The organism is Clostridium aestuarii (assembly GCF_026735135.1).
Taxonomy (GTDB): domain Bacteria; phylum Bacillota; class Clostridia; order Clostridiales; family Clostridiaceae; genus Clostridium_H; species Clostridium_H aestuarii.
In genome coordinates this window covers 210,417-227,239 of record NZ_JAPQER010000002.1, presented here as the reverse complement: position 1 = coordinate 227,239, position 16,823 = coordinate 210,417, and the positions used below count along the sequence as shown (strand labels likewise).

General features: G+C 28.1%; 22 protein-coding genes. All 22 read right to left on the bottom strand.

What is annotated here, in order from left to right:
* Window positions 1-9: 9 nt before the first annotated feature.
* Window positions 10-822 carry a TlyA family RNA methyltransferase gene (locus tag OW763_RS05300; RefSeq protein ID WP_268040041.1) on the bottom strand — a complete coding sequence of 271 codons (813 nt, stop codon included), beginning with the start codon at window positions 820-822 and terminating at the stop codon, window positions 10-12.
* A gap of 43 nt (window positions 823-865) precedes the next feature.
* On the bottom strand, window positions 866-2,722 hold the full coding sequence (dxs, locus tag OW763_RS05295) for a 1-deoxy-D-xylulose-5-phosphate synthase (RefSeq protein ID WP_268040040.1): 1,857 nt from the start codon (window positions 2,720-2,722) through the stop codon (window positions 866-868).
* Window positions 2,723-2,725: 3 nt separating this feature from the next.
* Entirely contained in the window at window positions 2,726-3,346 is a 621-nt protein-coding gene (locus OW763_RS05290; protein ID WP_418921790.1) for a hypothetical protein, read from the bottom strand.
* Between the two features lie 678 nt (window positions 3,347-4,024).
* Window positions 4,025-4,897: a polyprenyl synthetase family protein gene (locus OW763_RS05285; RefSeq protein WP_268040039.1), complete on the bottom strand. Its 873-nt coding sequence runs from the start codon at window positions 4,895-4,897 to the stop codon at window positions 4,025-4,027.
* Window position 4,898: 1 nt separating this feature from the next.
* Window positions 4,899-5,120, bottom strand: a complete 222-nt coding sequence (locus tag OW763_RS05280) for an exodeoxyribonuclease VII small subunit (protein WP_268040038.1) — start codon at window positions 5,118-5,120, stop codon at window positions 4,899-4,901.
* A gap of 13 nt (window positions 5,121-5,133) precedes the next feature.
* Window positions 5,134-6,333 (bottom strand): exodeoxyribonuclease VII large subunit, encoded by a 1,200-nt coding sequence (xseA, locus tag OW763_RS05275; RefSeq protein WP_268040037.1) that lies wholly within the window; start codon window positions 6,331-6,333, stop codon window positions 5,134-5,136.
* 1 nt (window position 6,334) lies between these two features.
* A complete protein-coding gene (locus OW763_RS05270; RefSeq protein ID WP_268040635.1) occupies window positions 6,335-7,171 on the bottom strand; it encodes a tetrahydrofolate dehydrogenase/cyclohydrolase catalytic domain-containing protein in 837 nt (278 codons plus the stop codon).
* A 160-nt stretch (window positions 7,172-7,331) separates the two neighbouring features.
* Entirely contained in the window at window positions 7,332-7,727 is a 396-nt protein-coding gene (nusB, locus tag OW763_RS05265) for a transcription antitermination factor NusB (protein WP_268040036.1), read from the bottom strand.
* 121 nt (window positions 7,728-7,848) lie between these two features.
* The gene (locus tag OW763_RS05260; protein ID WP_268040035.1) at window positions 7,849-8,247 is read right to left on the bottom strand and encodes an Asp23/Gls24 family envelope stress response protein; all 399 of its coding nucleotides are present in this window, start codon (window positions 8,245-8,247) and stop codon (window positions 7,849-7,851) included.
* Window positions 8,248-8,332: 85 nt separating this feature from the next.
* Entirely contained in the window at window positions 8,333-8,845 is a 513-nt protein-coding gene (locus OW763_RS05255) for a SpoIIIAH-like family protein (RefSeq protein WP_268040034.1), read from the bottom strand.
* A 70-nt stretch (window positions 8,846-8,915) separates the two neighbouring features.
* Entirely contained in the window at window positions 8,916-9,611 is a 696-nt protein-coding gene (gene spoIIIAG, locus OW763_RS05250) for a stage III sporulation protein AG (protein ID WP_268040032.1), read from the bottom strand.
* A 39-nt stretch (window positions 9,612-9,650) separates the two neighbouring features.
* Entirely contained in the window at window positions 9,651-10,244 is a 594-nt protein-coding gene (gene spoIIIAF, locus OW763_RS05245; RefSeq protein ID WP_268040031.1) for a stage III sporulation protein AF, read from the bottom strand.
* A gap of 14 nt (window positions 10,245-10,258) precedes the next feature.
* Entirely contained in the window at window positions 10,259-11,410 is a 1,152-nt protein-coding gene (gene spoIIIAE, locus OW763_RS05240) for a stage III sporulation protein AE (protein WP_268040030.1), read from the bottom strand.
* A gap of 20 nt (window positions 11,411-11,430) precedes the next feature.
* Complete coding sequence (gene spoIIIAD, locus OW763_RS05235) at window positions 11,431-11,814, bottom strand: stage III sporulation protein AD (protein ID WP_268040029.1); 384 nt, start codon at window positions 11,812-11,814, stop codon at window positions 11,431-11,433.
* A 9-nt stretch (window positions 11,815-11,823) separates the two neighbouring features.
* On the bottom strand, window positions 11,824-12,021 hold the full coding sequence (gene spoIIIAC, locus OW763_RS05230; protein WP_268040027.1) for a stage III sporulation protein AC: 198 nt from the start codon (window positions 12,019-12,021) through the stop codon (window positions 11,824-11,826).
* A gap of 11 nt (window positions 12,022-12,032) precedes the next feature.
* Window positions 12,033-12,554: a stage III sporulation protein SpoIIIAB gene (spoIIIAB, locus tag OW763_RS05225; protein ID WP_268040026.1), complete on the bottom strand. Its 522-nt coding sequence runs from the start codon at window positions 12,552-12,554 to the stop codon at window positions 12,033-12,035.
* A gap of 1 nt (window position 12,555) precedes the next feature.
* On the bottom strand, window positions 12,556-13,479 hold the full coding sequence (gene spoIIIAA / locus OW763_RS05220; protein ID WP_268040025.1) for a stage III sporulation protein AA: 924 nt from the start codon (window positions 13,477-13,479) through the stop codon (window positions 12,556-12,558).
* A gap of 208 nt (window positions 13,480-13,687) precedes the next feature.
* On the bottom strand, window positions 13,688-14,077 hold the full coding sequence (locus tag OW763_RS05215; RefSeq protein WP_268040024.1) for a CD1247 N-terminal domain-containing protein: 390 nt from the start codon (window positions 14,075-14,077) through the stop codon (window positions 13,688-13,690).
* A 22-nt stretch (window positions 14,078-14,099) separates the two neighbouring features.
* A complete protein-coding gene (gene efp / locus OW763_RS05210) occupies window positions 14,100-14,657 on the bottom strand; it encodes an elongation factor P (RefSeq protein ID WP_268040023.1) in 558 nt (185 codons plus the stop codon).
* A gap of 101 nt (window positions 14,658-14,758) precedes the next feature.
* Window positions 14,759-15,829 (bottom strand): M24 family metallopeptidase, encoded by a 1,071-nt coding sequence (locus tag OW763_RS05205; protein ID WP_268040022.1) that lies wholly within the window; start codon window positions 15,827-15,829, stop codon window positions 14,759-14,761.
* Window positions 15,830-15,940: 111 nt separating this feature from the next.
* Window positions 15,941-16,351 carry a hypothetical protein gene (locus tag OW763_RS05200; RefSeq protein WP_268040021.1) on the bottom strand — a complete coding sequence of 137 codons (411 nt, stop codon included), beginning with the start codon at window positions 16,349-16,351 and terminating at the stop codon, window positions 15,941-15,943.
* A complete protein-coding gene (locus tag OW763_RS05195) occupies window positions 16,344-16,820 on the bottom strand; it encodes a hypothetical protein (RefSeq protein ID WP_268040020.1) in 477 nt (158 codons plus the stop codon). The genes OW763_RS05200 and OW763_RS05195 overlap by 8 nt, the downstream gene beginning before the upstream one ends.
* Window positions 16,821-16,823 lie beyond the last annotated feature (3 nt).

Sequence of the window (16,823 nt, the reverse complement as noted above, 5' to 3'; positions counted from 1 at the left end):
TTCCTCCTATTATAGATTCTCATGAGATAAATCAACTACCAAATCTACAGTTTTTTTATCAAAATTGTTTTCAAAACTCTTATCTTTTGTAAAATAAACTAAGTATTCTCTATTTCCTTCTGGTCCTTTTATTGGTGAATACTGTAATCCTTTGATTCTTAAGTCACTTTCTAATAAAAAATTTAATATGTCAAGTATAACTTCTTTATGTGTATTTATATCTTTAACCACACCTTTTTTTCCAACTTTATCCCTTCCAGCTTCAAATTGTGGCTTTATTAATGCTGATATTTCTCCTTTATCATCTAATATATTTACGATTGCAGGAATAATTTTCTTTAATGAAATAAAAGAAACATCAATACTTGCAAAGTTTGCATATTCTCCAATATTCTCATTCGTTAAGTATCTTGCATTAGTTCTCTCCATACAAACTACTCTAGGATCCGTTCTCAATTTCCATGCAAACTGTCCATATCCAACATCTACTGCAAATACTTTTTTTGCTCCATTTTGAAGCATACAGTCAGTAAATCCTCCTGTAGAAGCACCAATATCCATACATACTTTATCCTTTAAATCTATATTGAAGCTTTTCATAGCTTTTTCAAGCTTAAAACCACCTCTACTAACATAAGGCATAACTTTTCCCTTAAATTCTATTTTAGAGTTTTCTGGAACTTTTTGACCACATTTATCTACTCTATTACCATCTACAAAAATTTCTCCTGCCATTATACTTGCTTTAGCTTTTTCCCTAGAATCAAAAAAATCTTTTTCTATTAAAAGCATATCTAATCTCTTTTTTTCTACTGAGCTCATTTTTAAACCCCTTTATCCTTAAAATAAATTTCGTAAGCTGAATTTATAATATACTAATTATACTTTTTAAAATACCATCTGGATCTAATCCATTTAATTTGTATAGGACATCTACATCTCCATGAAGTATAAATTTATCTTCAAATCCTAAGTTTAAAACTTTAACACTACTACTTATTGAATTTATATATTCTATAACCAATGTTCCCAAGCCACCATGTAGAACATTATCTTCCAATGTAACTATTTTATAATTTTCTTTTACAAGTTTATTTAATATTTTCTTATCAATAGGTTTAATAAAACATGCATTAATCACAGTAACTTCTATACCAAGTGATTGCATTTTTTCTTTTACTTGTAAAGCTGATTGAACCATTCTTCCTGCAGCTATTATAGCTACATTACCCTTGTCATGAATTATTTCCCAATTACCTCTAGTAAATTTTTTTTGAGCTATTAAATTTGATTTATCTATATCTCCACCTCTAGGGTATCTTATAGCAATAGGATAATTTTGAGTTAGTGCCCACTCAAGCATATTTCCAAGTTCATCAGTACATTTTGGGCTCATAATTGTCATGTTTGGCATATGAGAAAGATAAGATATATCAAAGACTCCCTGATGAGTTTCTCCATCCTTTCCAACAATTCCTGCTCTATCAATAGCAAAAATAACAGGAAGATTTTGTTGGCATACATCATGTATAACTTGATCATATGCTCTTTGAAGAAATGTAGAATATACTGCAAAAACAGGTTTTAACCCTTCTGTAGCCATACCAGCAGCCAAAGTTACTGCATGCTGTTCTGCAATACCTACATCAAAAAATCTCTTTTTAAATTCACTACTGAATTTTTTCAAACCAGTTCCATCTCTCATAGCCGCTGTAATTGCTACTATTCTGCTATCTTTAGATGCTAGGGCAATCATTTTATCTCCAAACACCTTCGAATATGTTTTGTTACTGCTCTTAATCTCTCCTGTTACTTTATCAAAAGGTGAAACTCCATGAAATTTACCAGGATTTTTTTCAGCAAATTTATATCCTTTACCTTTTTTAGTTATTGTATGTATAATTACAGGTCCTTTTATTTTTTTTGCCATAGATAAAACTTTAGAAACTTCTTTTATATTATGACCGTCAATAGGACCAATATACTTAATTCCCAAATCTTCAAAAAACATTCCTGGTACTACAATTTGTTTAATGCCAGATTTAATTTTCACTAAAGATTCAGCAAGTCCACTACCAAAATTTGTTTTCTTTAGAGCATGTTCAAAATTTCTTTTAAACTTATTATATTTAGGATCAATTCTTATTTTACTTAAATATGTAGACATTCCACCAACATTTTTGGCAATAGACATTTGATTATCATTTAATATAATTGTTAAATCTGTTTTTCTATATCCTACATCATTTAATGCTTCTAATGCCATTCCTCCAGTCAGTGCACCATCACCTATAACTGCAACTACATGGTGTTTTCTCTTGCTCAAATCTCTAGCTCTTGCCATACCTAATGCAGCTGAAAGTGACGTACTGCTGTGACCGGTTTCAAACATATCATATTTACTTTCACATTTTTTCGGAAATCCACTCAATCCTCCAAACTTTCTCAATGTGTGAAATTCCTCTTTTCTGCCTGTCAATATCTTATGTACATAAGTTTGATGTCCAACATCCCATATTATTTTATCTTCATCTAAATTAAAAACTTTATATAAACTTAATGTTAATTCTACTATACCTAAATTTGATGCTAAGTGTCCTCCTGTATTAGATATATTATCTATCAAAAAATGTCTTATTTCATTTGACATTTTTTTCAATTTATTAAATTGCATTTTTTTCAAATCACGAAAATCGCTATAATTATCAAGAATCTCATACATAATTCATCTTTCCTTTTTTATAACTTGTATTGTTTTTGATACTATAAAAACAATATCATTACTTTTTTTTATAGCAAAACTTTTGCCTGCAGCTTTTCCACCAACTGTTGCTGCAGCAATAACAGCTCCTATTAATGAGCCTATTAATAAAACATGCATATTATTTAAATTTGGCATATTTAATATAATTTGAGATAAAATTAATGCACCTATAGATCCACTAACTACGCCACACACATCACCAACTACATCACTACAAAAATTAGATACTTTATCAGCATTTCTAACCAAATTCACAGCAATTTTCGCGCTGCTAATTTTTTTTGATGCCATAGCATGAAATGGCACCTCACTTGCTGCTGTAACTGCAACACCTATAATATCAAAAAAAACGCCTAATGAAATTACACAAATAAGAATTATAGATGCTAGTATCAAATTGACATTTGGAAGTATCATATTGGCAAAAAACGAAATACTTCCAGATAGTATTATTGTCCAAAACACTATTTTTATTATCCACATTTTATTATTTTTCTTTTTATTTTTTCTTTTCTTTTTTGAAGAATTACAAATAGTTTTCTTATCTTTTTTATTTAATTCTTTATATTTTAAACCATCCAAAAAACTTCCTCCAATATATGTATCAGAGAATGGCAGCATGCTAGATAAATCTTACGGCTTAGGTCTAGTAGGATTTCCCATAGAGCAATCAGTACGTCGCCGTTCTGACAGTTTCCTTTTAATGTTCTATTTATAGTGTCACCAACTATAAAACTAGACTACCACTTAGTCCGTACTGCAATCTCTAGTATGCTTCTTTCAAACAGCCTAGGAGTTTTCCTCAACAGTTAGGTACTTCCCTAGCCTCTTTTGCAAAGTAGGTTTCATTAAGTCTTTTATCCTACTTACCTCTCCCTACTTCACTCAAGGCAGGCTACGCTGCACATAGCTTTTCACCACAATGCAGGTTTAATCCATTGTCGTAATATGGGAATCTCTCCCATACCACAATCAGTGGTCTCCACGAAGGTAGGGTCAATAACGCATGCCTTTGCGGTTGCCCCAGCCCCCCTTACTCCCAGCACCAACCCATAACTGGGCGTTACAAGCCAGCACCAGAAGCTTCATCGATGTGCCCTTTAGCGGATTTTTAGCCCCGCCTTCAGAAAATACTTACCTGACTAGAATACTGCGCCACTCTTTTACATACGGATTATATCATAGGTAGTACAATATTTCAAAATTTGTTTACACCAATAAAGTATAATTATATCACCGTATGATTTAATTATATTAATGTTAAAATTCTCTTTTTAGAAGAAAAAGAGTCATTTCTTTCAAAATTTTCGTATCTTTTAAAATTTTATCCAACAACTCTAAACATTCTAAAGTTAAATTTTCACAAAGTTCTTTACATTTTTCAAGCCCAAACTTAGATACAAATGTATTTTTATCTTTATTATCATCACTTTTTATATTTTTCCCCAACAACTCTGCGTTTCCAATCACATCAAGAATATCATCCTTAATTTGAAACGCTAATCCCAATTTTTCTCCGAACTCTTTTAAAATATTTATATCATTAACATGTGCATTAGCTAACAAAGCACCAGAAACAATTGCTGATTTAATTAACTGTCCTGTTTTATTTATATGCATATAACATAACTCTTCTTCACTTATATCTTTACCTTCATTTATAATATCTACAACTTGACCTGCTATCATCCCATCTACACCTGCTGCCTTAGAAATCACTGTACAGGCATCCAAATTATTTTTACTAATGTTATTTCTACAATAATCAAACATCAAATTTGAAGCTTCATTTAACAACCCATCGCCCGCAAGAACCGCTACAGCCTCACCAAACATTTTATGATTCGTAGGTTTCCCTCGTCTTAAATCATCATCATCCATACAAGGCAAATCATCATGTATAAGTGAATAGGTATGAATCATTTCTAAAGCACACGCTATAGGTAAAATTTTTTTGTAGTCTCTTTTATAAATATTATAGGTAAAAATCATAAGTATAGGTCTTATACGCTTTCCCCCTGCTTCTAAGCTATACTCCATTGATTCATATATTATTTTGTTATATGTACCCTTATCACTAAAATATGTTTTAAGCCAGTTATCTATTTCACATTTCATATTATTCATTTTCATATTATTCATCTACCTCTACAAAGTCTTTTTCTCCTTGTTCAGTTAAAATTTTTATTTTAGTTTCTGAATCATTCAACATTTTATAGAGTTTATTACAAAGTTTTACTCCATCTTCATAATTTTTCAAAGATCCTTCTAAAGACAATTCTTCATTTTCCATTTCACCTATGATTTTTTCTAGCTTCTTAATTGTACTTTCATAGGATTCTTTTCTTTTAGCCATATAACCCCTCCAATCAATCGCAGTTACATATATCTGTTTTAACTTTACCATCTTTAAATGTTATTTCTATGGAGCATTGCTGCTTTAATTTTTCAGTACTACTAACAATATTCCCTTCACTATCTTGAATTATAGAAAATCCTTTATTTAAAACATTTAAAGGATTATGTGCAGATAGCAAGGAATTCATTTTTACTAAACATTCTTTTTCTTTATTGATTTTTAATTGTATTTTATGTATAAGTATTTGCTTCATATTATCAATTTTAGTATATTGATTGGCAATATTAATCATTGGGCTATAAATCTTCAAATTTTTACTCAATAAATTCAGATAACTATATCTTTCATTTACATTACTTTGGATTTTATTATACATAAGCTCTTTATAATTTTGTATCTTAGAATTCAACTCATTAAGATTAAACACAGCAATTTCTGCCGCTGCTGATGGTGTAGGCGCTCTTTTGTCACTTGCAAAATCTGCAATTGTAAAATCTGTTTCATGACCAACACCAGTTATAATAGGTTTATTACAATTATAAATTGTATAAGCTAATTTTTCATTATTAAATGCCCAAAGTTCTTCTATTGAACCTCCACCTCTAGCTAAAATAATTGCATCTATATCTTCTCTACTGTCAAAATATTTTATACCATTGATTATTTGTGCGCTTGCAGTTTCTCCTTGAACAAGTGCTGGATAAATTAACATTTCCACACTAGAATTTCTACGTTTTGTTACATTTATAATATCTCTAAGAGCTGCTCCTGTGGGAGAAGTTACTACTCCTATTTTTTTTGCATATCTAGGTATCACCTTTTTATGAGCTTCTTCAAATATATGTTCCTTCTTAAGTTTATCTTTTAGGTTTTCAAACGCAGCAAATAAATCGCCTTTTCCTTCTTGTTGCATTTCCTCACAATAAAATTGATATAATCCATCTTTAAGATATAAAGATACTCTTCCTCTAGCTATAACACTATTTCCATTTTGAGGATTAAATTTAATATCTTTAGCATAAGATTTAAACATTATACAATTTATTTTTGAATATTCATCTTTTAAGGAAAAATAAATATGTCCACTAGTATGAATTTTAAAATTTGATATTTCTCCTTTAATACTAGCATTTTTTAAAATAAAATCATTATCTAAAACTTTTTTTATATAATTATTTAATTGAGAAATACTTAAAGTTTTTATATGCATATTATTTTAATTCCTCACAAAGATTTTTCATTAGCATAGTAGTTGTCATAGCACCAACGCCTCCTGGAACTGGCGTTACAAACGAAGCTTTTTCAATTACTTCCTCAAAACATACATCTCCTGTAAGTTTACCATCTACCATTGTAGTACCAACATCAATCACAAATGCGCCTTCCTTTATATACTCTTTAGTAATAAACTTAGGCTTTCCTGCAGCACATACCAAAATATCTGCATTTTTGCAAATTTGTTTTAAATTTTTAGTTTTAGAATGACATATTGTAACTGTAGCATTTTCATTTAAAAGCAACTGAGCAATTGGTTTTCCTACAATATTACTTCTTCCTATAACCACTGCGTATTTACCTTCTATTTCAAATTCAGTACTCTTTATTAAATTAATTATTCCTTTTGGAGTACATGGCATATGACATTTTTCTTTTTTATAAAATTTACCTGTACTAAGATTACTTAGTCCATCGATATCCTTTTTATAAGATATTTCAGATGTTATTTTAGCTTCATTTAAATGCTTTGGAAGTGGTAGTTGGAGTATTATCCCATCTATTTCATCATCACAATTTAATTTTCTAATAATATTCATCAGATTATCTTCATGAATATTTTCTTCTAGAAAAATACTTCTTACATCTATTCCTAGCTTATTACATAACTTGTTTTGATTATTAACATAATATATAGAACCGCTATCATTTCCTACAAGAATGTTAGCCATTCCCGGAACTTTTTGACCTTTATCTTTTTTTAATTTAATAAATCTTCTTATTTCTTCTTGATATTTTTGTGCAACTTTTTTACCATCTAATTTTATTCCCATAATTCCACCTCTAAAACTTGTCTTAAGGTTATTCAATTCTATCCTTCTGATAATATAATACTCTTGTGGCTACAAACGGTAAGTTAAACAGCATTATCCCTATATAATAGTTTCTAAGCTTCAGATAAAGTAAAACTCTACCTGAAGCTTAGGAACCTCTTTATATCATATTTGCAAGCACACCATTTATAAATGCTGGTGCATTAGATGCTGAATACTTTTTAGCAAGTTCTATTCCTTCATTGACTGCTACTTTATTTGGTACATCACTAGAAAAAATAATTTCATATGTAGCTAATCTAAGAATGGAAAGATCTACTTTAGATAATCTATTCATTTTCCAATTTTTTAAATTTTTCTCTATTTTATCATTTATAGTTTCTATATTATTTTCAATTCCTTTTATTAAAGTTTCTACATAAGTAAAATCTACATCTTCTAAATCCATTTCAATAGATTGCTTAAAGTTTTCTAATATTTCTTCATATTCTCCTTTGTTTATAGTCATTTCAAATAATAATTTCATAGCTATTTCTCTTGATTTTCTTCTGTTCATAGTACCTCCTATATATTCCATACATTATTTTGATTTTATTTATATTTAAATTATTGTCAACTTAGTTATTCTTATACATCTTAAACATGGAAACACCCTCTGTTTTCAGAGGGTGTAATAATTATTCTTCTTTTTCTTCTTCTTCTTCGTTTTCTTCTATTTTGGGAAGCATTATACTTTGAATATAAACATTAACTGCTGAAACAGCAAGCCCAGTCATAGACTCTACTGATTTCTTAACATTTTCTTGAACAGTTCTTGCTACCTCTGATATTTTAACACCATATTTAACTACAACATATAAATCAATAGTTGCACTTTCTTCTCCAACATTAACTTTTACACCTTTAGATACATTTTTCTTTCCACTTAAGATTTGAGTTATTCCTCCTACTAAAGTGGTGCTCATACCTTCAATTCCATCTATTTCAGAAGCCGCAAGTCCAGCAATAACTTCAACCACTTCATCTGATATTTTAACAATACCCATTTCGACTCCATTAATCACTTGTTCGTTCATATTTGTCCCTCCTTTGTTTTGATTTTTCAAAACAAATAAATCTTATGCTTATTATATCAAATAGAGTATGATTTTACAAATATATTTATTTTTTGCTCGGTTGAATTTCTACATCTCTAATTTGAGTTACATCCATAACAACTTCTTGAATTTGTTTTTTATCTTTTTCTGTTAACTCATCTGTTTTAATAACAACTGTAGCCTTACTTTCGTTAATATAACAAAGCACTTCATCATAACCTTTACTCTTTAAAACAGTCTCTATTTGTGATTGATCTTTAATTGCCAAAGCTAATTCTGTATATTGCTTATTTAACTTTGTTCTCTCTTCTTTTGATACATTTTCATCATCTATTAGCGCTTTCAATGTCTGTAATGTCTGTGCTTCTTTATTATCCCTTATAAGTTGAGATTCTTGAAAAAAATTGGTTGCAGTAGTTTTTTCATTTGATTCATTTAAAGAAATCGTGTTCTTTCCATTTAACATATCATTACCAGCTACATAATCTAAATCAGCATTTAACTTTGTAGCTGCTATTCCTGCACATACTATAAGTGCCAATAACACAACAATAATGACTCCTTGCTTTTTATTCATTTAAATTCCTCCTATTTTATCTTTTATAACCTTTCTAAAAAATTTATATGCTTGTTTCACAAAATATATGTTATTTTTTCATTGGATATACATTAACTTTATCATCTTCTAAATCAAATAAATTCATAACAGCTTTGTGAATTTGTAGTTTTATTAAATTATTTTCAGCTCCTTCAGCTACTATACATACCCCAGTAACCTCTGGATTGTATTTTTTTACTATAAGTGGTTTTGTACCATTTTCCGTATTCATCATTACTACAGTTCTACCATCATTTTTTTGTGTTGTTTTTCTTATTCCACCATCATTATCTTTTTCTTCCATAAAGCTAGTAGAATCATTGACATTAATAGCTGGAATCTGCTCCTCACCTCCCTTAAAATAAAGCATCACTTCAACTTTCCCAACATCTTCAATGTTCTCTAATATATTCTTAAGTTTATTTTCCATTTCATTTTGACTATCTGTTTTTTCTTTATCCATTACATTTGTATTTTCATCATTAATTTTATTTTGTTCAAATACTGCTTTACCTAATTTTTTCATATTGTTATCATTTTTTCCCATGCTACTATCTTTAAAAACATTACTAACCATCAATAATAATACTCCAACCAAAATAAGTATTAGTAAATTTCCTATTTTGTTTTTTCCTATTTTACCTTTTACTATTTCTTTATCTTTTTTTATATTAGCTTCATTATTAGACTTATTTTTAATCTTATCTTTTACGTTTTCTAACTTAAATATTTTTTTAAAATCCATAACATCCCCCTCTTTGTTTTAAGTTTATACCTTTTTAAATTACGCTTTGTACACCGTAATTTTATCTTTTGAAACATCCATAATATCACTTAAGTATTTTTTAATACTTTCTAACTTCTTACTATCTATTGATTCTTTTCCACTAACCTCTTCACTATCTTTTATTTTAATTTTTTGTATTTTTGTTATTTTTTTTATTCCTCCTTCAGTTACTCCTATTTTTACTGTATCAATAACAAAGTTTTCTTTTTCATCCTCATAATTAACATCTATCGCAACTTTATAACTATCCTTTGGAAATTTTTCTTTTAATTTTCTTGTACATAAGTTTTCTAAATTTTTTGAAAAAGCATCAACCGTTTTATCTATAGTTACGTTTTTATACTTATCATAATTTTTTTCATATTCTTTTTCTTCAAAATATCTCGACGCTTCATTAACACATCTATCTACACTGAAATTTTTATCAAATGCTTTTATTACAGGATTAATCAAAACAGTTACTAATATTAACCCTAAAACAAATTTTGCATATTTTTTCATATTATTATTGGGAAGTATCATTTCAACTGCAGTAATAAAAATCACAGTTGAACAAATATTTATAATCCAGCTTCTAAGATTCTCTATCATCTACTCACCCCCCTTTATCCCGCTATGACCATCTTTCCTGCCGAAGCTACAATTGCTATCATAATAAAAAACATAACCGAAACACAAATCAGACAAGAAGTAATAAGAATTAATGAATCTCCTACAGATGATATACACTGAACTAGCCTCTTATCACTAATTGGTTCTATTAACGCTGAAGTTGCTTTATATATTAATGCCATCATCAGCATTTTAATCAAGGGGAAAATTATCATAATAATCAAAATTACTAATCCTATACTACTAAGTGCATTTTTCAAAAGCAAAGAATATCCTGCTACTGTAGAAATAGCATCAGATAAACTTTTTCCCACTATAGGTATAAAATTATCCACTGCAAATTTAACCGTTTTTTCTGCCACTGCATCTATAGTTGAAGTATTTATTCCTCTTATAGTTATAATACCTATAAAGATAGTCATAACAATTCCCTGTGTCCAAAGTACAATTTGATTTAACAGCTTAGATAATTTATCTATCTTATAATCCTCTGAAACATTATTTACAAATTGTATAACAAACGTCATACTAATTATTGGGATTATTAAATCATTAAATACTCTTGCACTTACATTAATAGCCCCTAAAATTAAAGGGTCTAGAACCGCTGCTTGTGTAAACCCGCCTACTGTAGCTAAAAGCATTAACAAAACGGGTATTAGTGCTCCCATAAAATCTGTCATACTTTTAATTGCTTCTTTTACAGTTGAAACTCCCATATAAAAATTTTTTGAAATTAATATGATTAATAAGGCATAGCAAGCAAAGTAGGCTATATTTGATATACTTCCATTATTAAAAGCATTTTCTAAGTTTTTAATAAGTGCACATATTATACATATTATTATTATCATGGACATTAATTTGCCACATGCCGCCACCTCTTTAAATGCATATATCAATAAAGCTTTTATAAATTTTTTAGTTGAAAATTTACCATCTCCACTTTTAATATACTGCTTTACATATGACTTAATATCAATATCATTTAATATTTCATACTCATTTTTTACATTCGTCATATAGTCATATAACTGTTCTACTTTCATATTCTCTTTACTATCTGTTAATGGGTTTTCAGTATAAGCTTGTACATTCAAGGGAATTATTAAAAAAATCATTAACATTACTATAATTTTTTTCATATTATATACCCCACATATCTTTACATTATTTTTAGAATAGATTGAAGCACTGCCATAAGTATAGGTATTGCTAATACTAGTATTAGTATCTTACCTGCAAATTCAACTTTTCCCGCCAGATTACTTTCTCCAGCATCTTTACATATTTCACTACAAAACGATGCTAAATATGCAATACCTAATATTTTAAAAACAATATTTAGATAAACAAAATCTATATTAGCCTTAAGGGCAAGTTCTTGCAGTAATTGAAGTACAGATGTGATTTTATCCATCATAAATAAAAATATTAGTATACCTGCCGCTATGCTAATATGTATCGCTAATTCATCTCTCCTTCTTTTAAATACGAGTACAATGAATAGTGAAATAAATGCAAACGAAACAACTTTTATTATCTCCATATTAGCCTCCTAAAATCGGAACATAGTTCTAACAGTACTAAATAATTTATTTATTAAATTTATTACCATCATTAAAACAATAACTATACCAGCCAAGTTAGCTATAACAGCATAATCATCTTTGCCTGTAGTTTTTAAAATTTTATCTAATACAATAATTAATATACTTATAGCCGCTATTTTAAAAATTAAACTTACATCCAACATACTTATTCCTCCTATACAATCATAATGGCCAATATGGCACCAAAAGAAAACCCTAAATATCTGTACATTTTAACATTTTTATTCATGATTTCCTCAGCATTTTTTATTTGCTTTTTCAAATTAAGCAAAGTAAGAGATATAATATTTTTATGACCATCTATATCTGTTTCTCCCAACGCTTTTGCTAAATTTAAAATTATTTTAATATCATCGTCCTTTAAATCCAAAAGAGATTTATTACATTTTAAAACTTGATTAAATGCACAATAAACATTATCAACTTCATTTTTTAAAAGTAATTTAGAAACCTCTAAAAAAATTTCACCTATAGGTTTATCGCACTTTTCCCCTGCATGAATGAAAATTTCAGGAAGAGGCGTATGCGTATACATTATTTCATTTTGCAATTGATATATTACTCTTTCTAATTCTTGAAGTTGTTGAACCCTTTTTTTTAAGTTTTCTCCATATATAAACCCTATTAATGTAGACCCAAATATAATCAAAATACATCCTATAAACTTTAGATACACATTATCGCCTCCAAAGTTTATCTTTTTTATTAAAGTCATAAATATATTCTACTGTTCCAACTCCATCTTCTGCACTTAATACTATGGCTCTTTCGAATACATTATTATCCAACATATCTTTAAACACTGTTCTTTTATATAAATCTTCTATACCAAAACCATGGATAGTAGTTATTAAATTAACTCCTGAGTTCATTGCAACTAATATACTTTCTATATCTTTATGAGTACCTATTTCATCGCAAACAATAATATCTGGTGACATACTTCTAATCGCCATTATAATTCCTTCACTTTTAAGACAATTGTCAAGCACATCGGTTCTCAATCCTACATCCATTTGAGGAACTCCATCACAACAACCTCCAATCTCACTTCTTTCATCAATTACACATATTTTTCTTCCTCCTATTTTTTTCATATTTAAATTAATACCATTGGATAAATTTTTAGTAATATCCCTTATCAAAGTTGTCTTACCACATTTGGGTGGAGCTATAACTATAGTATTTAAAATCTCTTTATTTTCAATAATATAGGGCATTATTTTTAAAGAACAGCCTATTATTTCTTTACAAATTCTAATATTAATTGAAGCAATATTTTTTATTGTTTTTACTTTGTAATTATCCATAACACAGGACCCACATATTCCAACTCTATGACCACCTTTTATTGTTATATATCCTTGTTTAATTTCTTCTTCAAAAGCATATATTGAATAATTACTAATTCTTTGAAGAATCGTCTTTATATCTTCAATTGTTATAATGTAATCTGTTATAATCTCATTCTCTCCAATATAAATTACTAACGGTTTGTTAATCTTTATTCTTATTTCCTGTAAATTTTCAATTCTTTTAACATTCTCTATTTTCTTTCTTACATCTTGTGGTAAAATATAAAATACTTCTTTAGTGCTCATAATTTTCATCTCTCCTTTCTTATTAAATTTTTATTTACAAGTTGTCCAAATTATTCCTAATAATTTTTTTTAAATATAGTTCTTAACAAAAATAAAATCATATACCGAGTAAAATATAATGAATTTTACTCAGTATATGATTTTTAGGCATAAAAAAATAACATGTGCTATTATAAAGTTTTCTTTACAATAACGCATGCTATTTACACTAATTTTTCTTAATATCTTTTAAAACAATTTTATTTCCACAATTCGGACACATTATTTTGTTATCACTATTTAACAAACTTTTTTCAATAGCTAAAACTTCATTACACTTTTCACATTCAATATCAGCATAATCAAAAGTATTGAATTCTTCCTCATCTTCTTCAATTCCATATAATTCTTCTTCTAAATTACACAAGTTTTCATCTAAAATAGTTACATATTCATTAAATTCTAATTGTTCTTTTTGAATTTCATTAATTTTACATACTATTTCAGATAATACATCATTCATCTTACATAAAACTTCTGCTTCTTTAGTATTTTCTTTAACTTTTAATTCTTCCAAAGCTTCGTTTAAAGAAGATACTTTTGACATAAGAGAATTCATACAATCACTTCCTTTGAGGTAATTACACTCTCTCCATGTACTCACCAGTTCTAGTATCTACTCTTATAGTATCTCCTTCATTAACAAATAAAGGCACTGGAACAATCGCACCTGTTTCTAATGTTGCAGGCTTCATTACATTAGTAGTAGTATTTCCTTTTGCTCCTGGTTCACATTCAACTATTTGTAGTTCAACAAAGTTAGGAGCTTCAACTGAAAAAGCCTTTCCTTTAAAGAACTTAATTATTGCAAACATATTTTCTTTTAAGTACTTAATTGCATTTTCCACTTGGTCATGATTTACTGGTATTTGTTCAAATGTTTCTTGATCCATGAAATAATATAATTCACCATCACTATATAAATACTGCATTTCTTTTCTTTCTATAACTGCTTCTTGGAACTTAGCACTTGGATTAAACGTAGTTTCTGTTGCTCCACCATTCATTACATTTCTAATCTTAACTCTTACAAATGCAGCACCTTTTCCTGGCTTAACGTGTAGGAAATCCAACACAGTAAAAACTTGTCCTTCCATCTCAAAAGTAGTTCCTTTTCTTAAATCTCCAGCTGAAATCATTATGTATACCTCCACTATTCTATTTTCTATTATATATTATATATTTTTTATTATAGCTCTAAAATTCATATTAATGCTAGTCTTATTTTAAACAGAGAAAATTATTTTATGCATATTAACTCTTTTGGTGATTTTGAAAGAATTTCGCATCCTTCTTCTGTTACTAAAATCAAATCTTCTATTCTTAATCCACCAAAATTAGGTATATATACTCCAGGTTCATCTGTAATTACCATTCCTGGTTTTAATATTTCATTTCCAGTAGGACTTATTCTTGGCATTTCATGAACCACTCTACCAACACCATGTCCTAAACCATGACCAAAATATTCTCCATATCCCTTTGATTGTATATAATCTCTTGCAACTTTATCAACTTCTTTGCCAGTAAGACCAGGCTTAATTGTTTTTAAAGCTTTTTTTTGTGCTGCTAATACTACTTCATACATATCTTTCATCTTATCGTTTGGTTCTCCAATTACTAGGGTTCTGGTCATGTCTGAACAATACTCATTATAAACACATCCAAAATCCATAGTTAAGAACTCACCATTTTGAATAATTTTATCTGTAGCTGTTCCATGTGGTAAACTTGATCTTACTCCAGATGCAACTATAGATGTAAACGACAAACCACTTGCACCTAATTTTTTCATAGTAAATTCAAGTTCTAATTCAACTTCTTTTTCGCTCATACTAGCTTTAATAAATGTAAGCATATGCTTAAAAGCTTTATCGGCTATTGAAGCTGCCTTTTTTATGTTTTTAATTTCATCATTATCCTTGATTATTCTTAATTCTTGAACCATTCCTTTTATTGGTACTAATTCACAGGATAACTTCTCTTCATACTCTAAATATTGACTATAAGAAATGATATCGTCCTCAAACCCTAATTTATTTATGTTTAATTCCTTAGCTAGTTTAGATAAGTAATCTGAAAAACTTCCTTTATATTCAGATATTTCATATTCCTTAACTTCTTCTCTAGCCTGTTGAGTATATCTTGAATCTGTAATAAAAATAGCTCTATCTAAAGTTATAACTGAAAAACTTTCATTTCCTGTGAATCCACTCATATAATTTCTGTTGGAATCACTCACAAGAAGAAGAGCATCTATGCCTTTTTTCTCCATCTTTTTTCTTATATTTTCAATTCTCATGCATATCATCTATATACACCCCTTTATTCTAACCAATGATATTTTATCAAAACTTGCGAATATTTGCAAATAGATTTATTTTATGTATAGAACATATTAATATTAAAATATTTTTTTGCTTTAAACAGAGAATTCTATAGTCATGCTGCTAATAATCTCTTGATTTTGTAGCTTTTTAATTTCTATATTGCTAATTTTATGAAATTCATCTTTTTTTTCAATAAGTTTTATAAAGTTACTTAAAACACTCACTTCTCCCTTTAATTCTAAACAAACAGACACTATTGGTTTAGAATCTAATCTTTTTACTATCTTTTTTATATTTATATTTTCGTTATTTCCTATTCCATCTAAAATATTACTATATCTATACTTTATATACTTCTTAGGCAGTTCGACACAATGAACTTTTGCTAGTTGCTCTTTTTTATCATTAAATTTATGCTTCTGAAAATTCCCACTTATAATAACTACTGCTACTATCATTAGTAGTATTATTCTTGCATAATTAAATCTCAATTTTTCATTCATTACCTTTTACCTCTAAACATATCATAAACTTATTTTTATTCTCTTTAATTTCTGTAATTTCTAAATTATTTATTTTATATTGCTTACTACCTTCCATATATTTTATGAAATCATTTATTTTCTCTATATCCACATCATTATTTTCTAATTTAATTATATTATCAGATATACTTACATAATCAAACCAAATTTTATCATTTATATTATCAAGAAAATCATTTAACGTAATTATAGTATTCATTTTTTGCTTTTCTTTAAATTCTATTTTATTATTTTTTAAAACTTTTTGTTTAGTAATTAAGTTTATCTCATTTTGTAATTCATTTACTTTTTTCGTATATACCAATAATCTTATACTAAAACCAATAATTAATATTAAAAACAGTACCACTTGTATCTTAAATCTTAACCTATATCTATCTTTCTTTTTCTTTCTATACCACAATGGTAAAAAATTATAATCTTCCATACA

Bases quoted from the DNA above. Each gene is read 5' to 3' on its own strand.
- OW763_RS05300 (WP_268040041.1), bottom strand. From the start codon at position 822: ATGAGCTCAGTAGAAAAAAAGAGATTAGATATGCTTTTAATAGAAAAA.
- dxs (WP_268040040.1), bottom strand. From the start codon at position 2,722: ATGTATGAGATTCTTGATAATTATAGCGATTTTCGTGATTTGAAAAAA.
- OW763_RS05285 (WP_268040039.1), bottom strand. From the start codon at position 4,897: ATGAAAATGAATAATATGAAATGTGAAATAGATAACTGGCTTAAAACA.
- OW763_RS05280 (WP_268040038.1), bottom strand. From the start codon at position 5,120: ATGGCTAAAAGAAAAGAATCCTATGAAAGTACAATTAAGAAGCTAGAA.
- xseA (WP_268040037.1), bottom strand. From the start codon at position 6,333: ATGCATATAAAAACTTTAAGTATTTCTCAATTAAATAATTATATAAAA.
- OW763_RS05270 (WP_268040635.1), bottom strand. From the start codon at position 7,171: ATGGGAATAAAATTAGATGGTAAAAAAGTTGCACAAAAATATCAAGAA.
- nusB (WP_268040036.1), bottom strand. From the start codon at position 7,727: ATGAACAGAAGAAAATCAAGAGAAATAGCTATGAAATTATTATTTGAA.
- OW763_RS05260 (WP_268040035.1), bottom strand. From the start codon at position 8,247: ATGAACGAACAAGTGATTAATGGAGTCGAAATGGGTATTGTTAAAATA.
- OW763_RS05255 (WP_268040034.1), bottom strand. From the start codon at position 8,845: ATGAATAAAAAGCAAGGAGTCATTATTGTTGTGTTATTGGCACTTATA.
- spoIIIAG (WP_268040032.1), bottom strand. From the start codon at position 9,611: ATGGATTTTAAAAAAATATTTAAGTTAGAAAACGTAAAAGATAAGATT.
- spoIIIAF (WP_268040031.1), bottom strand. From the start codon at position 10,244: ATGATAGAGAATCTTAGAAGCTGGATTATAAATATTTGTTCAACTGTG.
- spoIIIAE (WP_268040030.1), bottom strand. From the start codon at position 11,410: ATGAAAAAAATTATAGTAATGTTAATGATTTTTTTAATAATTCCCTTG.
- spoIIIAD (WP_268040029.1), bottom strand. From the start codon at position 11,814: ATGGAGATAATAAAAGTTGTTTCGTTTGCATTTATTTCACTATTCATT.
- spoIIIAC (WP_268040027.1), bottom strand. From the start codon at position 12,021: ATGTTGGATGTAAGTTTAATTTTTAAAATAGCGGCTATAAGTATATTA.
- spoIIIAA (WP_268040025.1), bottom strand. From the start codon at position 13,479: ATGAGCACTAAAGAAGTATTTTATATTTTACCACAAGATGTAAGAAAG.
- OW763_RS05215 (WP_268040024.1), bottom strand. From the start codon at position 14,077: ATGAATTCTCTTATGTCAAAAGTATCTTCTTTAAACGAAGCTTTGGAA.
- efp (WP_268040023.1), bottom strand. From the start codon at position 14,657: ATGATTTCAGCTGGAGATTTAAGAAAAGGAACTACTTTTGAGATGGAA.
- OW763_RS05205 (WP_268040022.1), bottom strand. From the start codon at position 15,829: ATGATATGCATGAGAATTGAAAATATAAGAAAAAAGATGGAGAAAAAA.
- OW763_RS05200 (WP_268040021.1), bottom strand. From the start codon at position 16,351: ATGAATGAAAAATTGAGATTTAATTATGCAAGAATAATACTACTAATG.
- OW763_RS05195 (WP_268040020.1), bottom strand. From the start codon at position 16,820: ATGGAAGATTATAATTTTTTACCATTGTGGTATAGAAAGAAAAAGAAA.